This window comes from Kitasatospora sp. NPDC049258 (genome assembly GCF_040678895.1).
Lineage (GTDB): Bacteria > Actinomycetota > Actinomycetes > Streptomycetales > Streptomycetaceae > Kitasatospora.
In genome coordinates, this window is the sequence record NZ_JBFAQT010000005.1 from 75513 (window position 1) to 92934 (window position 17422).

Below are 17422 nucleotides of genomic sequence, written 5' to 3' on the forward strand. Positions count from 1 at the left end.
CCAACCCCCGCAAGCCCCCGGATATCCGGCGCCGGGGGGCTGATCCAGGGCGGAAGCTGACCGAACGTTGGTCGAGCTCCCAGGAAACTCCCAGCGCTTCCCGGCCGCTCCTCACCCGCCGCGCGCCGCACGCGCCGCCCGGCCGGCGGGGCGCCCCGCGGGACGGCGGCGCCCGCCCGGCCGGGCCCGCCGCACGTGGTGGCGGGCCCGGGGCCGGGCGGTGCCGGCTAGAGCTCCTTGCGGAAGGCCTCGGCCGCGGCCAGGAACAGGTCGTTGCCCGCCACCTCGCCGATGGTGATCCGGACGCCGTCGCCCTGGAACGGGCGGACCACCACGCCCGCGGCGCCGCAGGCCGCGGCGAAGTCCAGGGCGCGGTCGCCCAGGCGCAGCCAGACGAAGTTGGCCTGGGTGTCGGCGAGCTCCCAGCCCTGGGCGGTCAGCGCGGCCACCACCCGGGCGCGCTCGGCGACCAGGGTCTCGACCCGCTCCAGCAGCTCGTCCTCGGCGCGCAGCGAGGCGACGGCCGCGTCCTGGGCGAGCTGGCTGACGCCGAACGGCACCGCGGTCTTGCGCAGCGCGGTGGCCACCGGCTCGTGCGCGACGGCGAAGCCGACCCGCAGCCCCGCGAGGCCGTACGCCTTGGAGAAGGTGCGCAGCACGCAGACGTTGGGCCGGTCGCGGTAGAGCTCCAGGCCGTTGGGCACCTGCTCGTCGCGGATGAACTCGATGTACGCCTCGTCCAGCACCACCAGGATGTCGCTCGGCACGGCGTCCAGGAAGCGCACCAGCTCGGTGCGGCGGATCGCGGTGCCGGTGGGGTTGTTGGGGTTGCAGACGAAGATCAGCCGGGTCCGGTCGGTGATCGCGGCGAGCATCGCGTCGAGGTCGTGCTCCTCGGTCGCGGTGAGCGGGACCGCGACGGGGGTGGCGCCGGCCACCTGGGTGATGATCGGGTAGGCCTCGAAGGAGCGCCAGGCGAACATCACCTCGTCGCCGGGGCCGGCCGTGGAGAGCACCAGGGACTGCGCGACGCTGACCGAGCCGGTGCCGGTGGCGATGTGCTCGGCCGGCACCTCGAACCGCCGGGCGAGCTCCTCGGTGAGGGCGGTGACGGCCATGTCCGGGTACCGGTTGAACGAACCGGCGGCGGCCAGGGCGGCCTCCAGCACGCCGGCCAGCGGCGGGTACGGGTTCTCGTTCGAGGACAGCTTGTACGCGTCGGCACCGGCCGGCTTGCCGGGCTTGTAGGTCGGGATGCCGTCCAGGGTCGGCCTCAGCCGGGGACCCTGCGCTGCCGTTCCACTCACGGTCGTCTCCGTTCTCTCCAGCCGCGAGGCTGCGGTTCTCGGGTCGTGTGCGTACGGGGTCGCCGGCACACACGGTCCTCGGTCGCACCCGCACCACCCCGGTCGGGTGCCCCGAACGATACCGAGCCGCTCACCCGAAGGGGTGAGTTGCTCGTTCGGGGTACGGGTGCAGATCAGCCATTCTGCCGGGTTCCCATGGCACATGTCAGAGGTAAGACGGCCGGATCTGGGCTGGTGGCGACGGGGGCTTTCCACGATGGGCACGGAGAAACGTATCTTCATCAAGGAGTAGCGAACCGGTCACGCAGCGCCGTCAAGAGCCATACGATCGGTCCGCCATGACAGCAGCAGCCAACCAGAGCGGTCGGCGACCCACCGCCTCACGGCGTCTTGAGCGGGCCGGCATCCGGGACGTGGCGGCAGCCGCCGGAGTGTCGATCACCACGGTCTCGGACGCCTTGAACGGCAAGGGGCGCCTGCCCGACGAGACCAGAAGCCGGGTGCGCGAGGTCGCCGAGCGCCTCGGCTACCGACCCTCCGCCGCCGCCCGGACCCTGCGCACCGGCCGGTCCGGCCTGATCGGACTGACCGTCACCACGTACGGCGAGGAGCCCTTCACCTTCACCGAATTCGCCTACTTCGCCGAGATGGCGCGGGCCGCCACCAGCGCCGCGCTCAGCCGCGGCTACGCCCTGGTGGTGCTCCCCGCCTCCTCCCGGCACGACGTCTGGAGCAACATCGCCCTGGACGGCACCGTGGTGATCGACCCGCCCGACCAGGACCCGCTGGTCAGCGAGCTCTACCGGTCCGGCGTACCGGTGGTCAGCGACGGCAAGCCGGGCAACTGCCCGGTCACCGCCTGGGTGGACAACGACCACGAGGCCGCCGTGCTCGGCATCCTCGACCACCTGAGCGAGGCCGGCGCCCGCCGGATCGGCCTGCTCACCGGCACCAGCACCGACACCTACACCCGGCTGTCCACCGACGCCTACCTCGGCTGGTGCCACCGGGTCGGCCAGGAGCCGGTCTACGAGGCCTACCCCGCCCACGACCCCGCCGCCGGCGCGGTCGCCGCCGACCGGCTGCTGGCCCGCCCGGACCGTCCGGACGCGGTGTACGGCCTGTTCGACCCGAACGGCACCGACCTGCTGGCCGCCGCCCGCCGGTACGGCCTGCGGGTGCCGGACGACCTGCTGCTGGTCTGCTGCAGCGAGAGCGACGTGTACGCGGGCACCGAGCCCCCGATCACCACCCTCTCGCTCAAGCCCCGGCGGATCGGCACCACGGTGGTCAACCTGCTCATCGACGCGATCGAGGGAGTGGACTCCGGCACCGGCACGGACACCGGGCGGCTGTTCCCGCCCCGGTTCCGGACCGCCGGGACGGGGCCGCCGCCCGGCACCCTGATGCCCACCGAGCTGATCGTCCGGGCCTCCTCCGAGCGCCGCAGCCCGCGCACCACGGTCAGCCCGCCCCGCCCGCCGGGCGAGGGGTGAGCGGCACCGGGCGAAGGCCGACCCGTACCGGGCGATCACCGGCCGGCGCTCGGGCGCGGGCCCCGGCGCCCGGCCCACGGGGGCCCGACGGTCCGTACCCGGCCGGTGATCGCGGGCGGTCCGACCGATGATCGCGGGCGGTTGCCCAGGTGATCGCGGTCGGTTGCCCAGGTGATCGCGGTCGTTCGACGCTGTGGTCTGGACCAGTACAGAGGGGGGCGGACCGGACAGTCGGGACCGCCCGGACGACGTTCCGACGAATTGGATGCCGACCAGGTGAGGACGCCGGGAGAGTGGTCTTCCTATGATGGGCGAATGACACCCGAGGACCGCTTCCCCGGGCCTGAACTGCCCGACTCAGGCCCCCGCCCCCAGCAGGACCTCGACGTGCTCCCGTACGGCTCCTACTTCGAGCCCGCCGAACCCCCGGCCGGCCACCCGTACGAGCAGACCTACACCGGCTTCGGCGGCGCCCGCTACCTGGAGCAGCACTGGCCGACGCCCGGTCACCTGCCGCCGGCGCAGCAGGGCCTCGCCCTGGGCGGGGCGGTCGGCCAGGAGGCCGCCCAGGCACCGGGCCACTACGTGCCGACCGGTCACTTCGAGGGCGGCTACCGGAGCGAGTTCCACGCCGGCGAGGCCACCCCGGGCGGCCACCCGCAACCCGAGTTCCACCCCGGCGAGGCCGCCCCGGCCGCCCACCCGCAGCCCGAGGACCCGCCGACCATCGAGCTCGGCCCGATCCCGGACCCGCCGGTGGAGGTGCACTTTCCCTACCCGCAGCCGGAGCCCGGCGAGGCACCCGGGCCGCTGTACGTGATCGGTGACGTGCACGGCTACCTGGACGAGCTGCTGGCCGCGCTGCACCAGCAGGGGCTGATCGACGACGAGGGCCACTGGGCGGCCGGCCGCTCCCGGGTCTGGTTCCTCGGCGACTTCACCGACCGCGGGCCGGACGGCATCGGCGTGATCAACCTGGTGATGCAGCTGGCCGCCGAGGCCGCCGCGGCCGGCGGCTACTGCCGCGCCCTGATGGGCAACCACGAGCTGCTGTTCCTGGGCGCCGCCCGGTACGGCGACGAGCCGGTGCAGTCCACCGCGGGCACCGCCTCCTTCCTCGCCGCCTGGCGGCTCAACGGCGGCCAGCAGCACGACCTCGACCGCCTGGAGCAGCACCACATCAGCTGGCTCTCCCGGCTGCCCGCGATCGCCATCGAGGACGGCCACCTGCTGCTGCACTCGGACACCACCGCGTACCTGGAGTACGGCCAGTCGATCGCCGAGGTCAACGACGCCGTCCACGTGGTGCTCGCGGACGAGGGCATCGACGAGTGGTGGGACTGCTTCCGCAAGTTCACCAAGCGCTTCGCCTTCCGCGGCCAGGCCGGCCCGCCGGCCGTGCACGAGCTGCTGGACGCCTACGGCGGCTACCGGGTGGTGCACGGCCACAGCCCGATCCCGTACCTGACCGGGGTGGACCAGGAGGACGACGCCCCGCCGCACGTGCCGGGTCCGTACATCTACGCGGACGAGCTGGCCATCGCGATGGACGGCGGGGTCACCATGGAGGGCCGGCTGCTGGTCGCCCGGCTGCCGCTGAACTGACGGAACGTCGGTCCGGCGGAGCTGAACCGAACAACTTCCGAGCACTGCCGGGCTGCTGACGGTCCTGAAAATCCGGAAACCTACTGTCAGCCCCGGCAGGCCGACCCCTACCATCGAGGCACCACGCGCGGCCCCGCGGCCGACCGCCACCACCGGCCCTTCGGCCCCGGCGGCCCGCCGCGGCCGGCGCGAGTGGACCATCCACCTCCGTGACTCCAGCGGAACGGGGTACCCATGAGCAACGCCCCGCACCTGCTCGCCGAGGACCGCCCGGACTTCTCCCGGGTGCTCGACGAAGCACTGCGCGACGGATCCGTCCTCGAAGCACTGCGCTCGCCCGGCCCGCACCTCAACGCCGAGCAACTGCACACCAAGGCCATGCTCGCCGCGTCCGAGATCGCCGCCGGGGCGGCCACCGAGTACCAGCACTTCGTCGGCCTGCGCACCGCTCTCGGCGGCGCGAGCCCGGCCCCCGGCGGGGCGGGCGCACGGTCCTCCGCGGTGGAGGACGCCGGGCTCTTCCCGGTCCTGACCACCCTCACCCCGGTCCTGGCCGGCGTGGGCGGCGCCGTCCTGCTGCTGATCGGCTACTCGGTGCAGGCCGCCCAGCCCGATCTCGCCCTCGGGCACAGCCTGGTCACGGCCGGCTGGGTCGCCGTGGTGGTGGCGCTGGCGGCGCTGCTCATCGGCGGTGTCGGCATGCTGCTGACCGCCCGCCGGGACGGTGCCGCCACTCCCGCGGGCCAGGACCCGCACCTGCACGCCGATCTGGCCGAGGCCCGCCGCGTCTGGCACACCGCGCTGCGCGAGCGCGCCCTGATCCCCTACCTGCTCGCCAACCTCGACTCCGAGCCCGCCCTCTCGCCGCAGGTGAGCGGCCGCCCCGCCCCGCCCGATCTGCTCAGCCCCGGTTACAGCAGCGCCCGCTACTCCAGCCCCGGTTTCTCCAGCCCCGGCGTCGAAGGCGTCACCGACCCCGACGGTCGCAGCCCGCGCCCCGCCGAGTTCACCGGCCCGGGCTACACCTCGCCCGACTTCACCGGCCCGGACGAGGTCTGACCGACGCGCCCGGGGCGGGGCCCGCCGCCGGGCCGGGCCGAGTGGCCGCGACGGCCTCAGCGGCCTGAGCGGCCTGAGCGGCCTCAGCGGCCTGGCTGCCGTCCGCCCCGGCGGAACCGCACCCCGGCCAGGATCATGGCGACCACCAACACCAGCACCCCGATGACCAGCAGGTAGAGCAGGCCGTCGGCGACGGCGCCGATGATGCCGAGCACGATCGCCACGATGATCAGGAACAGCACCACTGCCATCCCGGGCCTCCTTCCGATGCTCCCCGGGCCCTACCGGCGGGCCAGGCGGCGTTCACCCGTCCCGCCCGGCACGTACTCCAGCTCGTAGTGGGCGAAGACCGCCGGTTCGTCCTCTGCCGGCAGCTCGCCGTCGGTGTCGATCGCCGGCGCGTTCTTCACCTGGCTCTTGGACGACGTGACCCGCAGGTAGCCGGGGCCGACCGCGGCACCGGCCAGCGGGACGAACACCAGCCGCCGGCGGGTCGGCAGCCCGACCGTGACCGTGGCGAACGAGGGCTGGTCGGTCCCGGTGTCGACGTACACGGCCTCCAAGGTGCCGATCTTGTGACCGTCGGCGTCCACCACGTCGTGGCCACGCCACTCCCGGATGTCAGTCGCTTCGAACATCCACAACCTCCGACCTCGGTGGGCGTCTCCCATCGTGCCACCGGGACGGCTTCCGCACCCGCCGACCGGTGCACCAACCGGAGCGCCGACCGGTACGACCCGGCTACGTGAGCGTGGGCCACGCCGCGGAACGCGTCCGGGCGACCTCCGCCCGCCGATCCGCCGCGGCGACGCCACCGGTGGGCATGGCGGCCGCCGGCAGGAAGTCGTTCCGCGGCTCCGGGCCGACAGGTGCGTCGGCCTCACCCTCGAGCAGTTCGCTCGCCGTCCGGTGGCAGGCCGGGTCGGCCGCCTCGGACATCAGCCGGGCGGCATCGAGCGGATCCGTCCGAGGCGGGACGACCAGCAGGTCGAGGCGGAGCGGCGGATAGGAACTCACCACGATCAGGTGCTGGTCCTGCTCCGTGGTGAACCAGCCGACGTGGACGGTGTGCCCCGCGACCGGGATCCGCCGGGGGATCACCGGCCACTGGGCGGGGTTCACGGCGATCCGGGTGACCCGGCCCCACCGCTTGTCCAGTTCGGCCGCCAGGGAGGGGAGTTCGGAGAGAAGATCGCGCGATCGGGGCCACCAGGCGCCGTCCAGCCGGCCGGGCCGTACGCCGCTGGGCGCAAGGGACAGTCGCAGGGCGGAATCCGAGGGGCGCGCGATGGTCACGCGGTCGAGGGCCACAGTCATGATCAGAGACCTGACTCCGGATCCGGTCGAACCGGTACCGGACTAGCCGTTCGCCGGAGACGACGCCAGTATTCGGAGCCGGCATGCGAGGTGCCTTCGGTAGTGACCAGGTTACTCCGGGTCGGCAACCCCCGGACGGCTTCGCTCCCGGTAGGTCCTGTCCGCCCCTCACCACGCGGCCCTGAGCCCCCGGACACCGGGTCCGGGGGCTCAGGGCGCTGTCGTCGGCTAGTGCCGTCGGTCGACTCCGCCGACCCGGCTCCTTCTCACCCGGACGGCGAGCAGAGCCCCGCCCGCAGCCAGCAGGATCGCACCCATGGCCGCGATGCCGGTGGCGCCGCCGGCACCGGTCTCGGCGAGACCGTGGCCGTGCCCCTGCGAGGGGGCCTTCGACGGCGAGCCTGCCGGAGGCGTTCGGGACGGAAGGCCCTGCGAGGGGCTGGCCGACGGCTGCCCGTGGTCGTCCTTCCCATGACCACCACCACCGCCGCCGTGCTCGTCACCGCCGCCGTGCTCGTCACCGCCGCCGTGCTCGCCGCCACCGCCGTGCTCGTCACCGCCGCCGTGCTCGCCGCCACCGCCGTGCTCGTCACCGCCGCCGTGCTCGCCGCCACCGCCGTGGTCACCACCGTGCCCGCCGCCCGGGCCGGCAGGACCGGCCGGACCAGCAGGGCCGGCCGGACCAGCAGGGCCAGCCGGACCCGACGGGCCCGGGGCGCCAGGAGATCCGGGAGCACCCGGGGCGCCGGGAGCACCGGGAGCACCCGGGGCGCCGGGAGCGCCAGGAGCACCGGAGGTGCCGGGAGCACCGGGAGCACCAGGAGCACCGGAGGTGCCGGGAGCACCGGGAGCACCCGGGGCGCCGGGAGCACCGGGAGCACCAGGAGCACCGGAGGTGCCGGGAGCACCGGGAGCACCCGGGGCGCCGGGAGCACCGGGAGCGCCGGGAGCGCCGGGAGCGCCAGGAGCACCGGAGGTGCCGGGAGCACCCGGGGCGCCGGGAGCACCAGGAACGCCGGGAGCGCCAGGAGCACCCGGGGCGCCCGGTGCGCCAGGAGCACCCGGGGCACCAGGAGCGCCGGGAGCGCCGGGAGCGCCAGGAGCACCCGGGGCACCGACCGGGCCGGTGGGACCGGCGGAGCCCGTGGGTCCGGGCGGACCGCTCGGACCGGGCGGGCCGGACGGACCGGGCGGGCCAACGGTGCAGGCGGCCCGGGTGATGGTGTTGGTGTCCAACGTGACCGCGCCGTTGCGGGCCAGCGCCCGGCCCTCGATCACGGTGCCGGTCTGCGCCGCGATCGACGTGAGGGCGAGGATGTTGCCCTTGAAGAAGGAGTTGGTCCCGATGGTGGCGGAACTCCCCACCTGCCAGAACACATTGCAGGGCTGTGCGCCGTTGATGAGGCTGACGTTGCTCGCCGAGCCCGTGATCAGGGTGGAGGCGATCTGGAAGATGAAGACGGCGTTGGGGTCGCCCTGGGCATCGAGCGTCACGGTGCCGTTGAGGGCCAGCGACGACGTGGACTTGTACACACCGGAGGTCAGCGTCAACCCGACGAGGTCACCGGAGACGAGCGCCGTGGGAGCCCGGCCGGCCGCGTCGTTGTAGGCGATGACCAGGTCGGACTGGGCCTGGAGGGCCGCCGCGTCGGCGACATGCTGCACGCCGTTGAGGATGCCGGGCGGGAAGCCCGTGACCGAGGAACCCGGGCTGAGACCCAGGTCGCCGTTGATGACGCTGGGGCCCGTGTTGGTGACCGTCGAACCGCCCAGGACCGCGTAGCTGGTGTCGGTCCCCAGGGTCACCGGAGCCTGGGCGGCGTGCGCGGGGCTGGAGATCAGCGTGCTCGTCACCAGCAACGTCAATCCGGGCAAGAGGTAGAGGGCTTCCATGAACCGGGTACGTCTACGCCCGCTGTCGGGAGGGGCGGACAGGGTGGCATCCACTGCCATAGGACAAGACCTTTCGTATCGCCGTCGAATTCGGCAATCCCCGGGGGCTCCGGGTGACTGTGGCGAGTTCCGGTCGGGATTCAGGAGACGGCAATCGCACCGGCGCCCATCGAGGCCTGCCCCATGTCGGGACTGCGGAGCATGCGCATGCCGACAGCCTGATGACCTGTCACTCAGCCGCGTACACACCAATGGCAACATAAGATCGGATGCTTATTAAGAATCCAAATGAGTGGTGTCGCCGGTGAATCAGCACACCATCACCCGCTTGCCCCTGGCGTGTCGCCAGCAGTTCGCCGCACAAAGGGTCGCAATTCGCCGGATGCATCCGAGGCGGTGCACCGGCGCATCGTTTTTGCAGTTCGCTTCGTTGGGACGAATATGGACGCGCTCAAGAATCTGTGCGGTGACGAACAGGCGGCGACCGAGCACGGGGGTATCGACACGGTGGCCGGGCGCTGCCGTGCAGCAGGCGGGCTGGCCAGGACATCGCTCGGCGAGCTGCGCCGGGAGCTCGGGTACGGGCGGCTCGGCCGGCACGTCCTGGTGGAGGTCGCCGAGAGCCTGACCGCCGAGGGGCTCGGCTGGTTCCCGGCCTGGCGGTTGTCGCCGAAGGAGAACGACGAACCCCACAAGGACCAGGAGCTCTGGGTCTACGTCCGCGACGGCGGCCTGCGCTGCCAGGTCATCGGCGTCATCCAGGCCCCCGACTCCTGCGACGTCCCGGCCGTCCTGGACGGCCTGCTGGCCGGCAAGCCCTCGAGCCTCAGCCCCGAAGGCAAGCTGAGCCTCATCCGGGAGATCCTCGGCGTCTGACCTCCGGGGAAGCACCCAGCAGCGCACCGCCGACCCGCCGGCCGGCCGGATCGCCGACCGTGCGGCGGGCGGCGGCACCCGACCGGAGCGGGCACAGGTTGTCGGGTGCGGCAGGGTCGGTCCTTCCTAGGGTTGGTGATCGCAAGGGAAGGAGACCGCAGTGCTGGAGCGCCTGAACCTGGCCATGGAGCACATCGAGGGCCGCCTCGACCGGAGCATCGAGGCCGCCGAGCTGGCCCGGATCGCGATGACCTCGGAGTACCACTTCCGCCGGATGTTCTCGGCGCTGGCGGGGATGCCGCTGTCCGAGTACGTCCGGCGCCGGCGGCTGACCGTCGCCGGGGCCGAAGTGCTGGCCCGGGAGCGGACGTTGCTGGAGATCGCGGTGCGCTACGGCTACACCTCGGGCGAGGCCTTCGCCCGGGCGTTCCGCGCCGTGCACGGGGTCGGCCCCGGCGAGGCCAGGCGCACCGGAGCCGCCCTGTGCTCGCAGCCGCGGATGTCCTTCCGCCTCATCATCGAAGGGAGCAGCACCATGCGGTACCGGATCGTGCGGAAGCAGCGGTTCAACGTCATCGGCAGGAAGGCCCGGGTCCGGCAGATCCACGAGGGCGAGAACCCGGCCATCGCCGCCCATGTCGCGTCCATCGGCCGGGAGACCTTGCAGCGTATCGCGAGCCTGTCCGACCAGGAGCCGGCCGGGATCGTCTCGGTGATCCGGTACCTGTCCGACAGCCGGGAGGAGGGCAGCGAACTCGACTACTGGCACGCGGTGGTGAGCGGCGCCGACGCACCCGGGGAGCTCGACGTCCTCACCGTCGAGGCCGGCACCTGGGCCGTCTTCGAGAACACCGGCCCCTACCCCCAGGCGCTCCAGCACATGTGGCGGGACGTGGCCACCCAGTGGTTCCCGTCCAACCCCTACGAGAACCGGCCCGGCCCCGAGATCCTGCGGATCGGCCCGGCACAGGACGGCGTGCTGGCCGAACTCTGGATCCCGGTGTCCCGCGCCGCGCACTGACCCGCCGCGTCCGCCCGGCCACCAACTCGTCGCCGTCCGGACACAGCGAGCGCACGCTTGCCTTGACTGGCAGGAACTCCGAACGGACCGAGCCGTCCGACGTCCGTGCCGATCGGAGCGTGCCCGGCTCTTCGGAAGCAAGGAGCACAACGCACGAGGCGCCGCGCCGGGAAGCCCCCTCCTGCCTCCCGGTGCGGCACCGTTGCGAGGTGACCGTCAGTCGGCCAGCGGGAGGTAGACCCGGTTGCCGTTGGCCGCGAACTCCTCGGACTTGGCCTTCATGCCGGCTTCGGCCTCGTCGGCGCTGGTCACGGCCATGTCGTCGCCGTAGGTGTCCATGATGCTTTTGCTGATCTTCATGGAGCAGAACTTCGGGCCGCACATGGAGCAGAAGTGCGCCGTCTTGGCGGGTTCGGCCGGGAGGGTCTCGTCGTGGAACTCGCGGGCCGTCTCCGGGTCGAGGGCCAGGTTGAACTGGTCCTCCCAGCGGAACTCGAAGCGGGCGTCGGAGAGGGCGTCGTCCCACTGCTGCGCGCCCGGGTGACCCTTGGCCAGGTCGGCGGCGTGTGCGGCGATCTTGTAGGTGATGACGCCGGTCTTCACGTCGTCCCGGTTGGGCAGGCCCAGGTGTTCCTTGGGGGTGACGTAGCAGAGCATCGCGGTGCCCCACCAGGCGATCATCGCCGCGCCGATGCCGGAGGTGATGTGGTCGTAGCCGGGCGCGACGTCGGTCGTGAGCGGGCCCAGGGTGTAGAAGGGGGCCTCGTCGCAGATCTCCCGCTGGAGGTCCATGTTCTCGCGGATCTTGTTCATCGGGACGTGGCCCGGGCCCTCGATCATCACCTGGACGTCCTTCTCCCGGGCGATCCGGCCGAGTTCGCCGAGCGTCTGCAGTTCGGAGAACTGGGCGTCGTCGTTGGCGTCCGCGATCGAGCCGGGCCGCAGGCCGTCGCCGAGCGAGAAGGTCACGTCGTAGGCCGCGAGGATGTCGCAGAGCTCCTCGAAGTTGGTGAACAGGAAGTTCTCCCGGTGGTGCGCCAGGCACCAGGCCGCCATGATCGAGCCGCCGCGGGAGACGATGCCGGTCTTGCGCCGGGCCGTCAGCGGGACGTACCGCAGCAGCACCCCGGCGTGCACGGTCATGTAGTCCACGCCCTGCTCGCACTGCTCGACGACGGTGTCGCGGTAGACCTCCCAGCTCAGCTCCTCGGCCTTGCCGTCCACCTTCTCCAGGGCCTGGTAGAGCGGCACGGTGCCGATCGGCACCGGGGAGTTGCGCAGGATCCACTCCCGGGTGGTGTGGATGTTGCGGCCGGTGGAGAGGTCCATCACGGTGTCGGCGCCCCAGCGGGTGGCCCAGGTCATCTTCTCCACCTCCTCCTCGATCGAGGAGGTGACGGCGGAGTTCCCGATGTTGGCGTTGATCTTCACCAGGAAGTTGGTGCCGATGATGGCCGGCTCCACCTCCGGGTGGTTCACGTTGACCGGGATGACGGCGCGGCCGCGGGCCACCTCGTCCCGCACGAACTCCGGGGCCAGCCCCTCGCGGAGGGCCACGAACTCCATCTCCGGTGTGATCAGCCCCCGCTTCGCGTACCCGAGTTGGGTCACCGCGGCGCCGTCACGGCCGCGCAGCGGGCGGCGCGGCCGGCCGGGGAAGACCGCGTCCAGGTTGCGGAGGTTCCCGCCGCGCGGCGAGGTGTGCTTGATCCCGTCGTCCTCCGGCCGGGCCTCCCGGCCGTCGTACTCCTCGACGTCGCCGCGCTGGCGGATCCACGGGTCGCGCAGCGCGGGCAGGCCGCGCCGGACATCCGGTTGGTAGGCCGCGTCGGTGTACGGGCCCGAGGTGTCGTACAGCGGCACCGTGCGGCCGTTGGTGAGGTGCACCTCGCGGTACGGCACCCGCAGGTCGGGCCGGGACCCCTCCAGGTAGGCCTTGCGCCAGGCCGGGGTCGGATAGCCGGTGGCCGCGCTGCTGACCGGGGCGGCCGTCGGGCGGGCAGACTTCTCCTGTGCATCAAAGACGGTCATCAGACCTTCTACTCCCTACGCCGGCATTACCCGGTCCAGGTTCCTGCGGTCGGCGCAGCGGCTGGCACGTCCTGTGACGTACCGTTCAGCGCCCTCTCAGCCCGGTGCTCCGAGCTCCCGTTGTTCGCAGACGGTATTGCCTGCGTAAGACGTCCAACACCGTAGCGGGCCGATCCGCCGAGGTCCAGACGGGTTCCGGCCAGCGGGCACGGTGGCACACTGGCCGGATGGTCGGGCTGACGGGGCGGGTGACGGGCAGGGTCGGGGCCGGGCTGGTGGGCGAGGTGATGCTCCACGTGCCGCAGCGTCAGGGGTCGGAGGCCTTCCTCGCGTACCTGGCGGTGCCCGGTGAGCCGCTGGCCCCGGGCACCCCGGTGGTGGTGGTCGAGTACCAGCCGCCGCGCACGGTGTACGTGGCCCCGGCGTACGGCTGAGGCGGGGCGGTGCCGCCCGGGGCGGCGGGACGGCGGGCGTCTTGACGCAATCTTGACACCCCTGATGCGCAATCAGGACGTCCGAGCCTTCCCAACCGATCACGGCAGGCGAAGAATCGGCTGCTGCCACCGCGTTCCGCGCCATCCTGCACAACCGAGCGCAGCCACGGAGCCGGTGCGCTTCGAAGGGGGAAAGCCGATGCTCATCGGCATCGCGGGGGCCGTGGCGGCCTCCATCGTCGTACTGATCGTGCTCTTCAAGCTGATGTGGCGGGTGGCGGAGCCGAACGAGGCGCTGGTCATCTCGGGCTCCACCCACCGCACCGAGGGCCTCGCGGAGGGGCTGGGCTTCCGGATCGTCACCGGCCGCGGCACCTTCGTGGTGCCGGGTGTGCAGGTGGTGCGCAAGCTCTCCCTGGACCTGAACGAGGCCGAGCTGGACGTCGAGTGCGTCACCTCGCAGGGCATTCCGGTGCACGTCAAGGGCGTTGTGATCTTCAAGGTGGGCGACGACACGGTGTCGATCGCCAACGCCGCTCGGCGCTTCCTGGACCAGCAGAAGATGATGGGCCTGCGGGTGCACAACGTGTTCGCCGGCCACCTGCGGTCGATCGTCGGTGGGTTGACGGTCGAGGACATGATCCGGGACCGGGAGCGGCTGACCGGGGAGACCCGGGCCGCGTCCGGCTCCGAGATGGAGAAGCTCGGCCTGATCATCGACTCGCTGCAGATCCAGGAGATCCTGGACCCGACCGGGTACATCACCAACCTGGCGGCCCCGCACGCCGCCGCCGTCCAGCGGGACGCCCGGATCGCGGCCGCGGAGGCCGACCGGCGGGCCACCGAGGCGGAGCAGGAGGCGTTCGCCCGCAAGGCCGAGGCGACCCGCAACTCCGGTATCCAGCAGGCTGGTTACCAGGCCGAGATGGAGACCGCGACGGCCCGGGCGATGCAGGCCGGGCCGCTCGCCCAGGCCGCCTCGCGGCAGGAGGTGGTGGTCCAGGAGACCAAGGTGGCCGAGCTGGAGGCGCACCGCAAGGAGCAGCAGCTCCAGGCGGACGTCCGCAAGCCGGCCGACGCCCGGGCGTACGAGACCCGGACGAAGGCCGAGGCGGACCGTGACGCGCGGATCTCGGCGGCCGAGGCGCTGGCCCGGGAGACCGAGCTGAAGGCGGCGGCCGAGGCGAACCGGGTGAAGGTGGCGGCCACCGCCGAGGCGGAGGCGACCCGGGCCCGTGGCCTGGCCGCGGCGGAGGCGACCAAGGCCACCGGTCTGGCGGAGGCGGCCTCCGCCGAGGCGCGGGGTCTGGCGCAGGCCGAGGCGGCGCGGGCCCTGGGCCTGGCCGAGGCGGAGGCGATCAAGGCCCGGGCGGCCGCCTTGGCGGAGAACCAGGAGGCCGTGGTCGCACAGCAGTTGGCGGAGAACTGGCCGGAGATCGTCCGGGCCGGTGCGGAGGCCTTCGGCAACGTGGAGCACATGATCCTGCTGAACGGCGCGGACGGGATGTCGGACATGTTCGCCAAGGCGCTGACCATGGGCGGCACCGGCCTGGGCCTGGCCCGGCAGCTGCTGAGCGCGATGAGCGCCCCGAAGGACGCCACGGCGGAGTCGCGGCCCGCCCAGGAGAAGCCGGTCAGCCTGCCGATCCCGGTGCAGGACGCCTCCTGACGGCAGCGGCCGAACGCCGAGCGCCCGCCCGTCGCGGTCTGCGACGTGCGGGCGTTCGGCTTCCCCGGTCGACCCCCGATGGGTTTCCCGGCCGGGTCAGATCGTGTCGGCCTCGGCGATGACCTGGTGGGCGATCCGGCCGGCGTAGACGTTGCCGATCAGGACGCCCAGGCCGATCGCGCCGACCAGCATCACGGTGCCGAGCCACACCATGGTCTCCACCGGCACGGTGTAGGCGGCGACCACCTTGGCCACGCACTCGGTGAGCAGGACGGTGCCCCAGGCCAGCGAGAAGGAGCGCTCGTCGCGGCGGAAGGCGGCCGAGCCCGCGGCCAGCCGGTCCCAGGCGGCGGAGCGGGCCGCGTCGCCCTTGACGATGAAGGGCCGCAGCCCGGCGGTCATCAGCGGCCGGCCGAGCAGCGCCGTCACGATCATCGAGCCGCCGATCACGGTGGACAGGGCGCCGTCCTTGGCGATCATCAGCCGGGGGTCGCCGGCCACCGAGGAGAGCGCGATGCCCACCACGTTCACCACCAGCATCACCAGGGCGAGCGAGTTGACCGAGCGGTCGCGCACCAGGGCGACCGCGGTGCGGACGGCCGGCACGGCGCTGCTGATGGTGAGCGAGGCGACCAGGCCGAGGCCCAGCAGCGAGTGCGCCGCGTAGTAGGCGGCGAGCGGCACGGCCACGTCCACGGCCAGCGGCCGCAGAGCGGCGAGCGCCCCGGAGGTGTTCTGCTCGGTCTTCGCGCTGGTGGTGATGGCTGCCATGGTCCCGCTCCCGGTCCGTCTCGACTCGCTCTCCGCGATGTCCCAATCTTCTTTCTCCGCACCGGCCCTGCGTCAGTGTCGGCTGTGCGGGAAAGCGCATGACGGATGTCATGGCCGAGGCCGGCGGCCTGTCACTGATGAGTACGGGTACTCAGGCCCGGCCCCGCCCCGAGCAGCCAGGATGGCCGTCATGGACCTCCAGATACCGCGGGTCGGCATCACCTCGGTGGGCGCCTGCCTGCCGGCGCGGGTGCTGACCTCCCAGCAGCTCCAGGACGAGGTGGCGGGCGGCAGCGGCCTCCGCCTGCCCGACGGGATGTTCGAGAAGGCGACCGGGATCCGCACCCGGCACTTCGCCGCCGACGGCGAGTACGCCTCCACCCTCGCCCTCGGGGCGGCCCGGCAGGCCCTGGACGGCGCCGGGCTCGACCCGCTGGACCTCGACCTGCTGCTGTTCGCCTCGGCCACCAGGGACGTCTGCGAGCCGGCCACCGCCCATCTGGTGCAGGCCGAACTCGGCTCCCGGGCGCATGCGTTCGACCTCTCCAACGCCTGCAACAGCTTCCTCAACGGCATCGACACCGCCCGGGCGATGATCGTGGCCGGCCGGGCCCGCCGGGCCCTGGTGGTCACCGGCGAGACGCCCAGCCGGGCGATGCGGCGCGACCCGGTCGGGGCGGCCCAGTTCCGGGCGGGCTTCGCCGGCTACACCTTCGGCGACGCGGGCGCGGCCGTGGTGGTCGAGGCCGTGGAGCGCGGCGGCATCCTGGACGTGGAGACCGAGACCGCCTCCGAGCACTGGGAGGTCGGCGGCATCCCGGGCGGCGGCTCGCGCCACCCGCGCGGCGACGACTACAGCTACTTCCGCGGCGGCGGCAAGGAGTTGCGCGGTGTCTTCGAGAAGATCGGCGGCGCCATCCTGAGCAGGGTCGCGGCCCGCACCGGGCTCGGCTGGGACGCGTACGCCCGGGTCCTGGTGCACCAGGTGACCCTGCCGTACCTGGAGCGCTTCGTGGAGCTGACCGGGGTGCCGGCCGAGAAGCTGGTGGTCACGGTGGACTCCCTGGGCAACCTGGCCAGCGCCACCCTCGGCGTCCAACTGGAGCGGATCAGACCGCAGTTGCGCACCGGGGACCGGGTGCTGATGGTGGGCCTGGGCGGCGGGGTCAGCCTGATGACGATGGTCTGGGAGGTGTCGTGACCACGCTCTGGGTGGTGGTCCCCGCCTACCAGGAGGAGGCCAGGATCTCCGGCGCGCTGCGGGCCCTGGCGGCCCAGCGGGACACCGACTTCACCCTGCTGGTGGTCGACAACGGCTCGGCGGACGGCACGGTCGGCCTGGTCGAGGAGTTCGCCGCCCGGGCGCCGTTCCCGGTCCGGGTGCTGGTGGAGACCGAGAAGGGGGTCGGCTGCGCGATCGACACCGGCTTCCGGCACGCCATCGCGCACGGCGCCACCCTGCTCGCCCGCACCGACGCGGACTGCCTGCCGGAGCCCGGCTGGACGGCTGCCGCCCGGGCCGGGCTGCTCGCCTCGGGCGGCCTGGTCTGCGGCCACCTCACGGCCCGCCACGACGAGCACGGACCGGTCGGCCGCGCCGTCTTCCGGGTGCTGGTCACCCTGGGCGCCGGGTTCGGCCGGATCCGGCCCGCGCACCACCGCCGGCACGGCTACCTGGTGCCGTACCGGATGCACGCGGGCAACAACATGGCGATCACGGCGGAGCTCTACCGGGCCGTCGGCGGCATGCCGCGGCGCCCCTCGCCCACCGACCGGACGTTCATCAACCGCGTCCGGCGGCACACCACCGCGATCGTGCACCGCCGGGACATGGTGGTGCAGAACTCCACCCGCCGGATCCGCGCCTACGGCGTGCTCGGCACCGCCCGCTGGTACCTGGAACGCGGCGCCGGCGCGCGCGGCGTCGACCCCCGCTGAGGAGG

Annotated in this window: 16 protein-coding genes and 1 riboswitch; of the genes, 9 read left to right on the plus strand and 7 right to left on the minus strand. The window is 72.9% G+C overall.

Going from position 1 to position 17422, the window contains the following annotated elements:
• Positions 1-227: 227 nt before the first annotated feature.
• Positions 228-1307 (minus strand): histidinol-phosphate transaminase, encoded by a 1080-nt coding sequence (hisC, locus tag AB0K43_RS06430; protein ID WP_363636409.1) that lies wholly within the window; start codon positions 1305-1307, stop codon positions 228-230.
• Between the two features lie 338 nt (positions 1308-1645).
• On the opposite strand from hisC, the gene AB0K43_RS06435 reads away from it, so the two are divergent.
• The 3 genes from AB0K43_RS06435 to AB0K43_RS06445 all read left to right on the plus strand — a co-directional run bounded on the left by AB0K43_RS06435 (position 1646) and on the right by AB0K43_RS06445 (position 5467).
• On the plus strand, positions 1646-2803 hold the full coding sequence (locus AB0K43_RS06435; RefSeq protein WP_363636411.1) for a LacI family DNA-binding transcriptional regulator: 1158 nt from the start codon (positions 1646-1648) through the stop codon (positions 2801-2803).
• 315 nt (positions 2804-3118) lie between these two features.
• Positions 3119-4408 (plus strand): metallophosphoesterase, encoded by a 1290-nt coding sequence (locus AB0K43_RS06440; RefSeq protein ID WP_363636413.1) that lies wholly within the window; start codon positions 3119-3121, stop codon positions 4406-4408.
• Between the two features lie 234 nt (positions 4409-4642).
• The gene (locus AB0K43_RS06445; RefSeq protein ID WP_363636415.1) at positions 4643-5467 is read left to right on the plus strand and encodes a hypothetical protein; all 825 of its coding nucleotides are present in this window, start codon (positions 4643-4645) and stop codon (positions 5465-5467) included.
• An 83-nt stretch (positions 5468-5550) separates the two neighbouring features.
• Here the strand turns inward: AB0K43_RS06445 and AB0K43_RS06450 are convergent, their stop codons facing one another.
• The 4 genes from AB0K43_RS06450 to AB0K43_RS06465 all read right to left on the minus strand — a co-directional run bounded on the left by AB0K43_RS06450 (position 5551) and on the right by AB0K43_RS06465 (position 8638).
• Positions 5551-5718 (minus strand): hypothetical protein, encoded by a 168-nt coding sequence (locus AB0K43_RS06450; RefSeq protein ID WP_363636417.1) that lies wholly within the window; start codon positions 5716-5718, stop codon positions 5551-5553.
• A 30-nt stretch (positions 5719-5748) separates the two neighbouring features.
• Complete coding sequence (locus AB0K43_RS06455; protein WP_363636419.1) at positions 5749-6105, minus strand: PRC-barrel domain-containing protein; 357 nt, start codon at positions 6103-6105, stop codon at positions 5749-5751.
• Between the two features lie 103 nt (positions 6106-6208).
• Positions 6209-6784: a DUF5994 family protein gene (locus AB0K43_RS06460; RefSeq protein WP_363636421.1), complete on the minus strand. Its 576-nt coding sequence runs from the start codon at positions 6782-6784 to the stop codon at positions 6209-6211.
• Positions 6785-7012: 228 nt separating this feature from the next.
• A complete protein-coding gene (locus AB0K43_RS06465; RefSeq protein WP_363636423.1) occupies positions 7013-8638 on the minus strand; it encodes an ice-binding family protein in 1626 nt (541 codons plus the stop codon).
• A 480-nt stretch (positions 8639-9118) separates the two neighbouring features.
• Between AB0K43_RS06465 and AB0K43_RS06470 the strand changes: the two genes are divergently transcribed.
• Together AB0K43_RS06470 and AB0K43_RS06475 are read left to right on the plus strand one after the other, a co-directional pair.
• A complete protein-coding gene (locus tag AB0K43_RS06470; protein ID WP_363636425.1) occupies positions 9119-9553 on the plus strand; it encodes a hypothetical protein in 435 nt (144 codons plus the stop codon).
• A 160-nt stretch (positions 9554-9713) separates the two neighbouring features.
• Positions 9714-10574: an AraC family transcriptional regulator gene (locus tag AB0K43_RS06475; protein WP_363636427.1), complete on the plus strand. Its 861-nt coding sequence runs from the start codon at positions 9714-9716 to the stop codon at positions 10572-10574.
• Positions 10575-10790: 216 nt separating this feature from the next.
• Here the strand turns inward: AB0K43_RS06475 and thiC are convergent, their stop codons facing one another.
• Entirely contained in the window at positions 10791-12605 is a 1815-nt protein-coding gene (gene thiC / locus AB0K43_RS06480; RefSeq protein WP_363636429.1) for a phosphomethylpyrimidine synthase ThiC, read from the minus strand.
• Positions 12601-12734: riboswitch (TPP riboswitch) on the minus strand. Its footprint overlaps the gene before it by 5 nt.
• A 98-nt stretch (positions 12735-12832) precedes the next feature.
• Between thiC and AB0K43_RS06485 the strand changes: the two genes are divergently transcribed.
• Positions 12833-13039: a hypothetical protein gene (locus AB0K43_RS06485; RefSeq protein WP_363636431.1), complete on the plus strand. Its 207-nt coding sequence runs from the start codon at positions 12833-12835 to the stop codon at positions 13037-13039.
• Between the two features lie 199 nt (positions 13040-13238).
• Positions 13239-14708, plus strand: coding sequence for an SPFH domain-containing protein (locus AB0K43_RS06490; RefSeq protein WP_363636433.1), 1470 nt, complete (start codon positions 13239-13241; stop codon positions 14706-14708).
• Between the two features lie 96 nt (positions 14709-14804).
• On the opposite strand, the gene AB0K43_RS06495 is transcribed toward AB0K43_RS06490, so the two are convergent.
• A complete protein-coding gene (locus AB0K43_RS06495) occupies positions 14805-15479 on the minus strand; it encodes a VC0807 family protein (RefSeq protein WP_363636435.1) in 675 nt (224 codons plus the stop codon).
• 190 nt (positions 15480-15669) lie between these two features.
• On the opposite strand from AB0K43_RS06495, the gene AB0K43_RS06500 reads away from it, so the two are divergent.
• On the plus strand, positions 15670-16680 hold the full coding sequence (locus AB0K43_RS06500; RefSeq protein ID WP_363636437.1) for a 3-oxoacyl-[acyl-carrier-protein] synthase III C-terminal domain-containing protein: 1011 nt from the start codon (positions 15670-15672) through the stop codon (positions 16678-16680).
• A complete protein-coding gene (locus AB0K43_RS06505) occupies positions 16677-17417 on the plus strand; it encodes a glycosyltransferase family 2 protein (protein WP_363636439.1) in 741 nt (246 codons plus the stop codon). The genes AB0K43_RS06500 and AB0K43_RS06505 overlap by 4 nt, the downstream gene beginning before the upstream one ends.
• Positions 17418-17422: the final 5 nt, after the last annotated feature.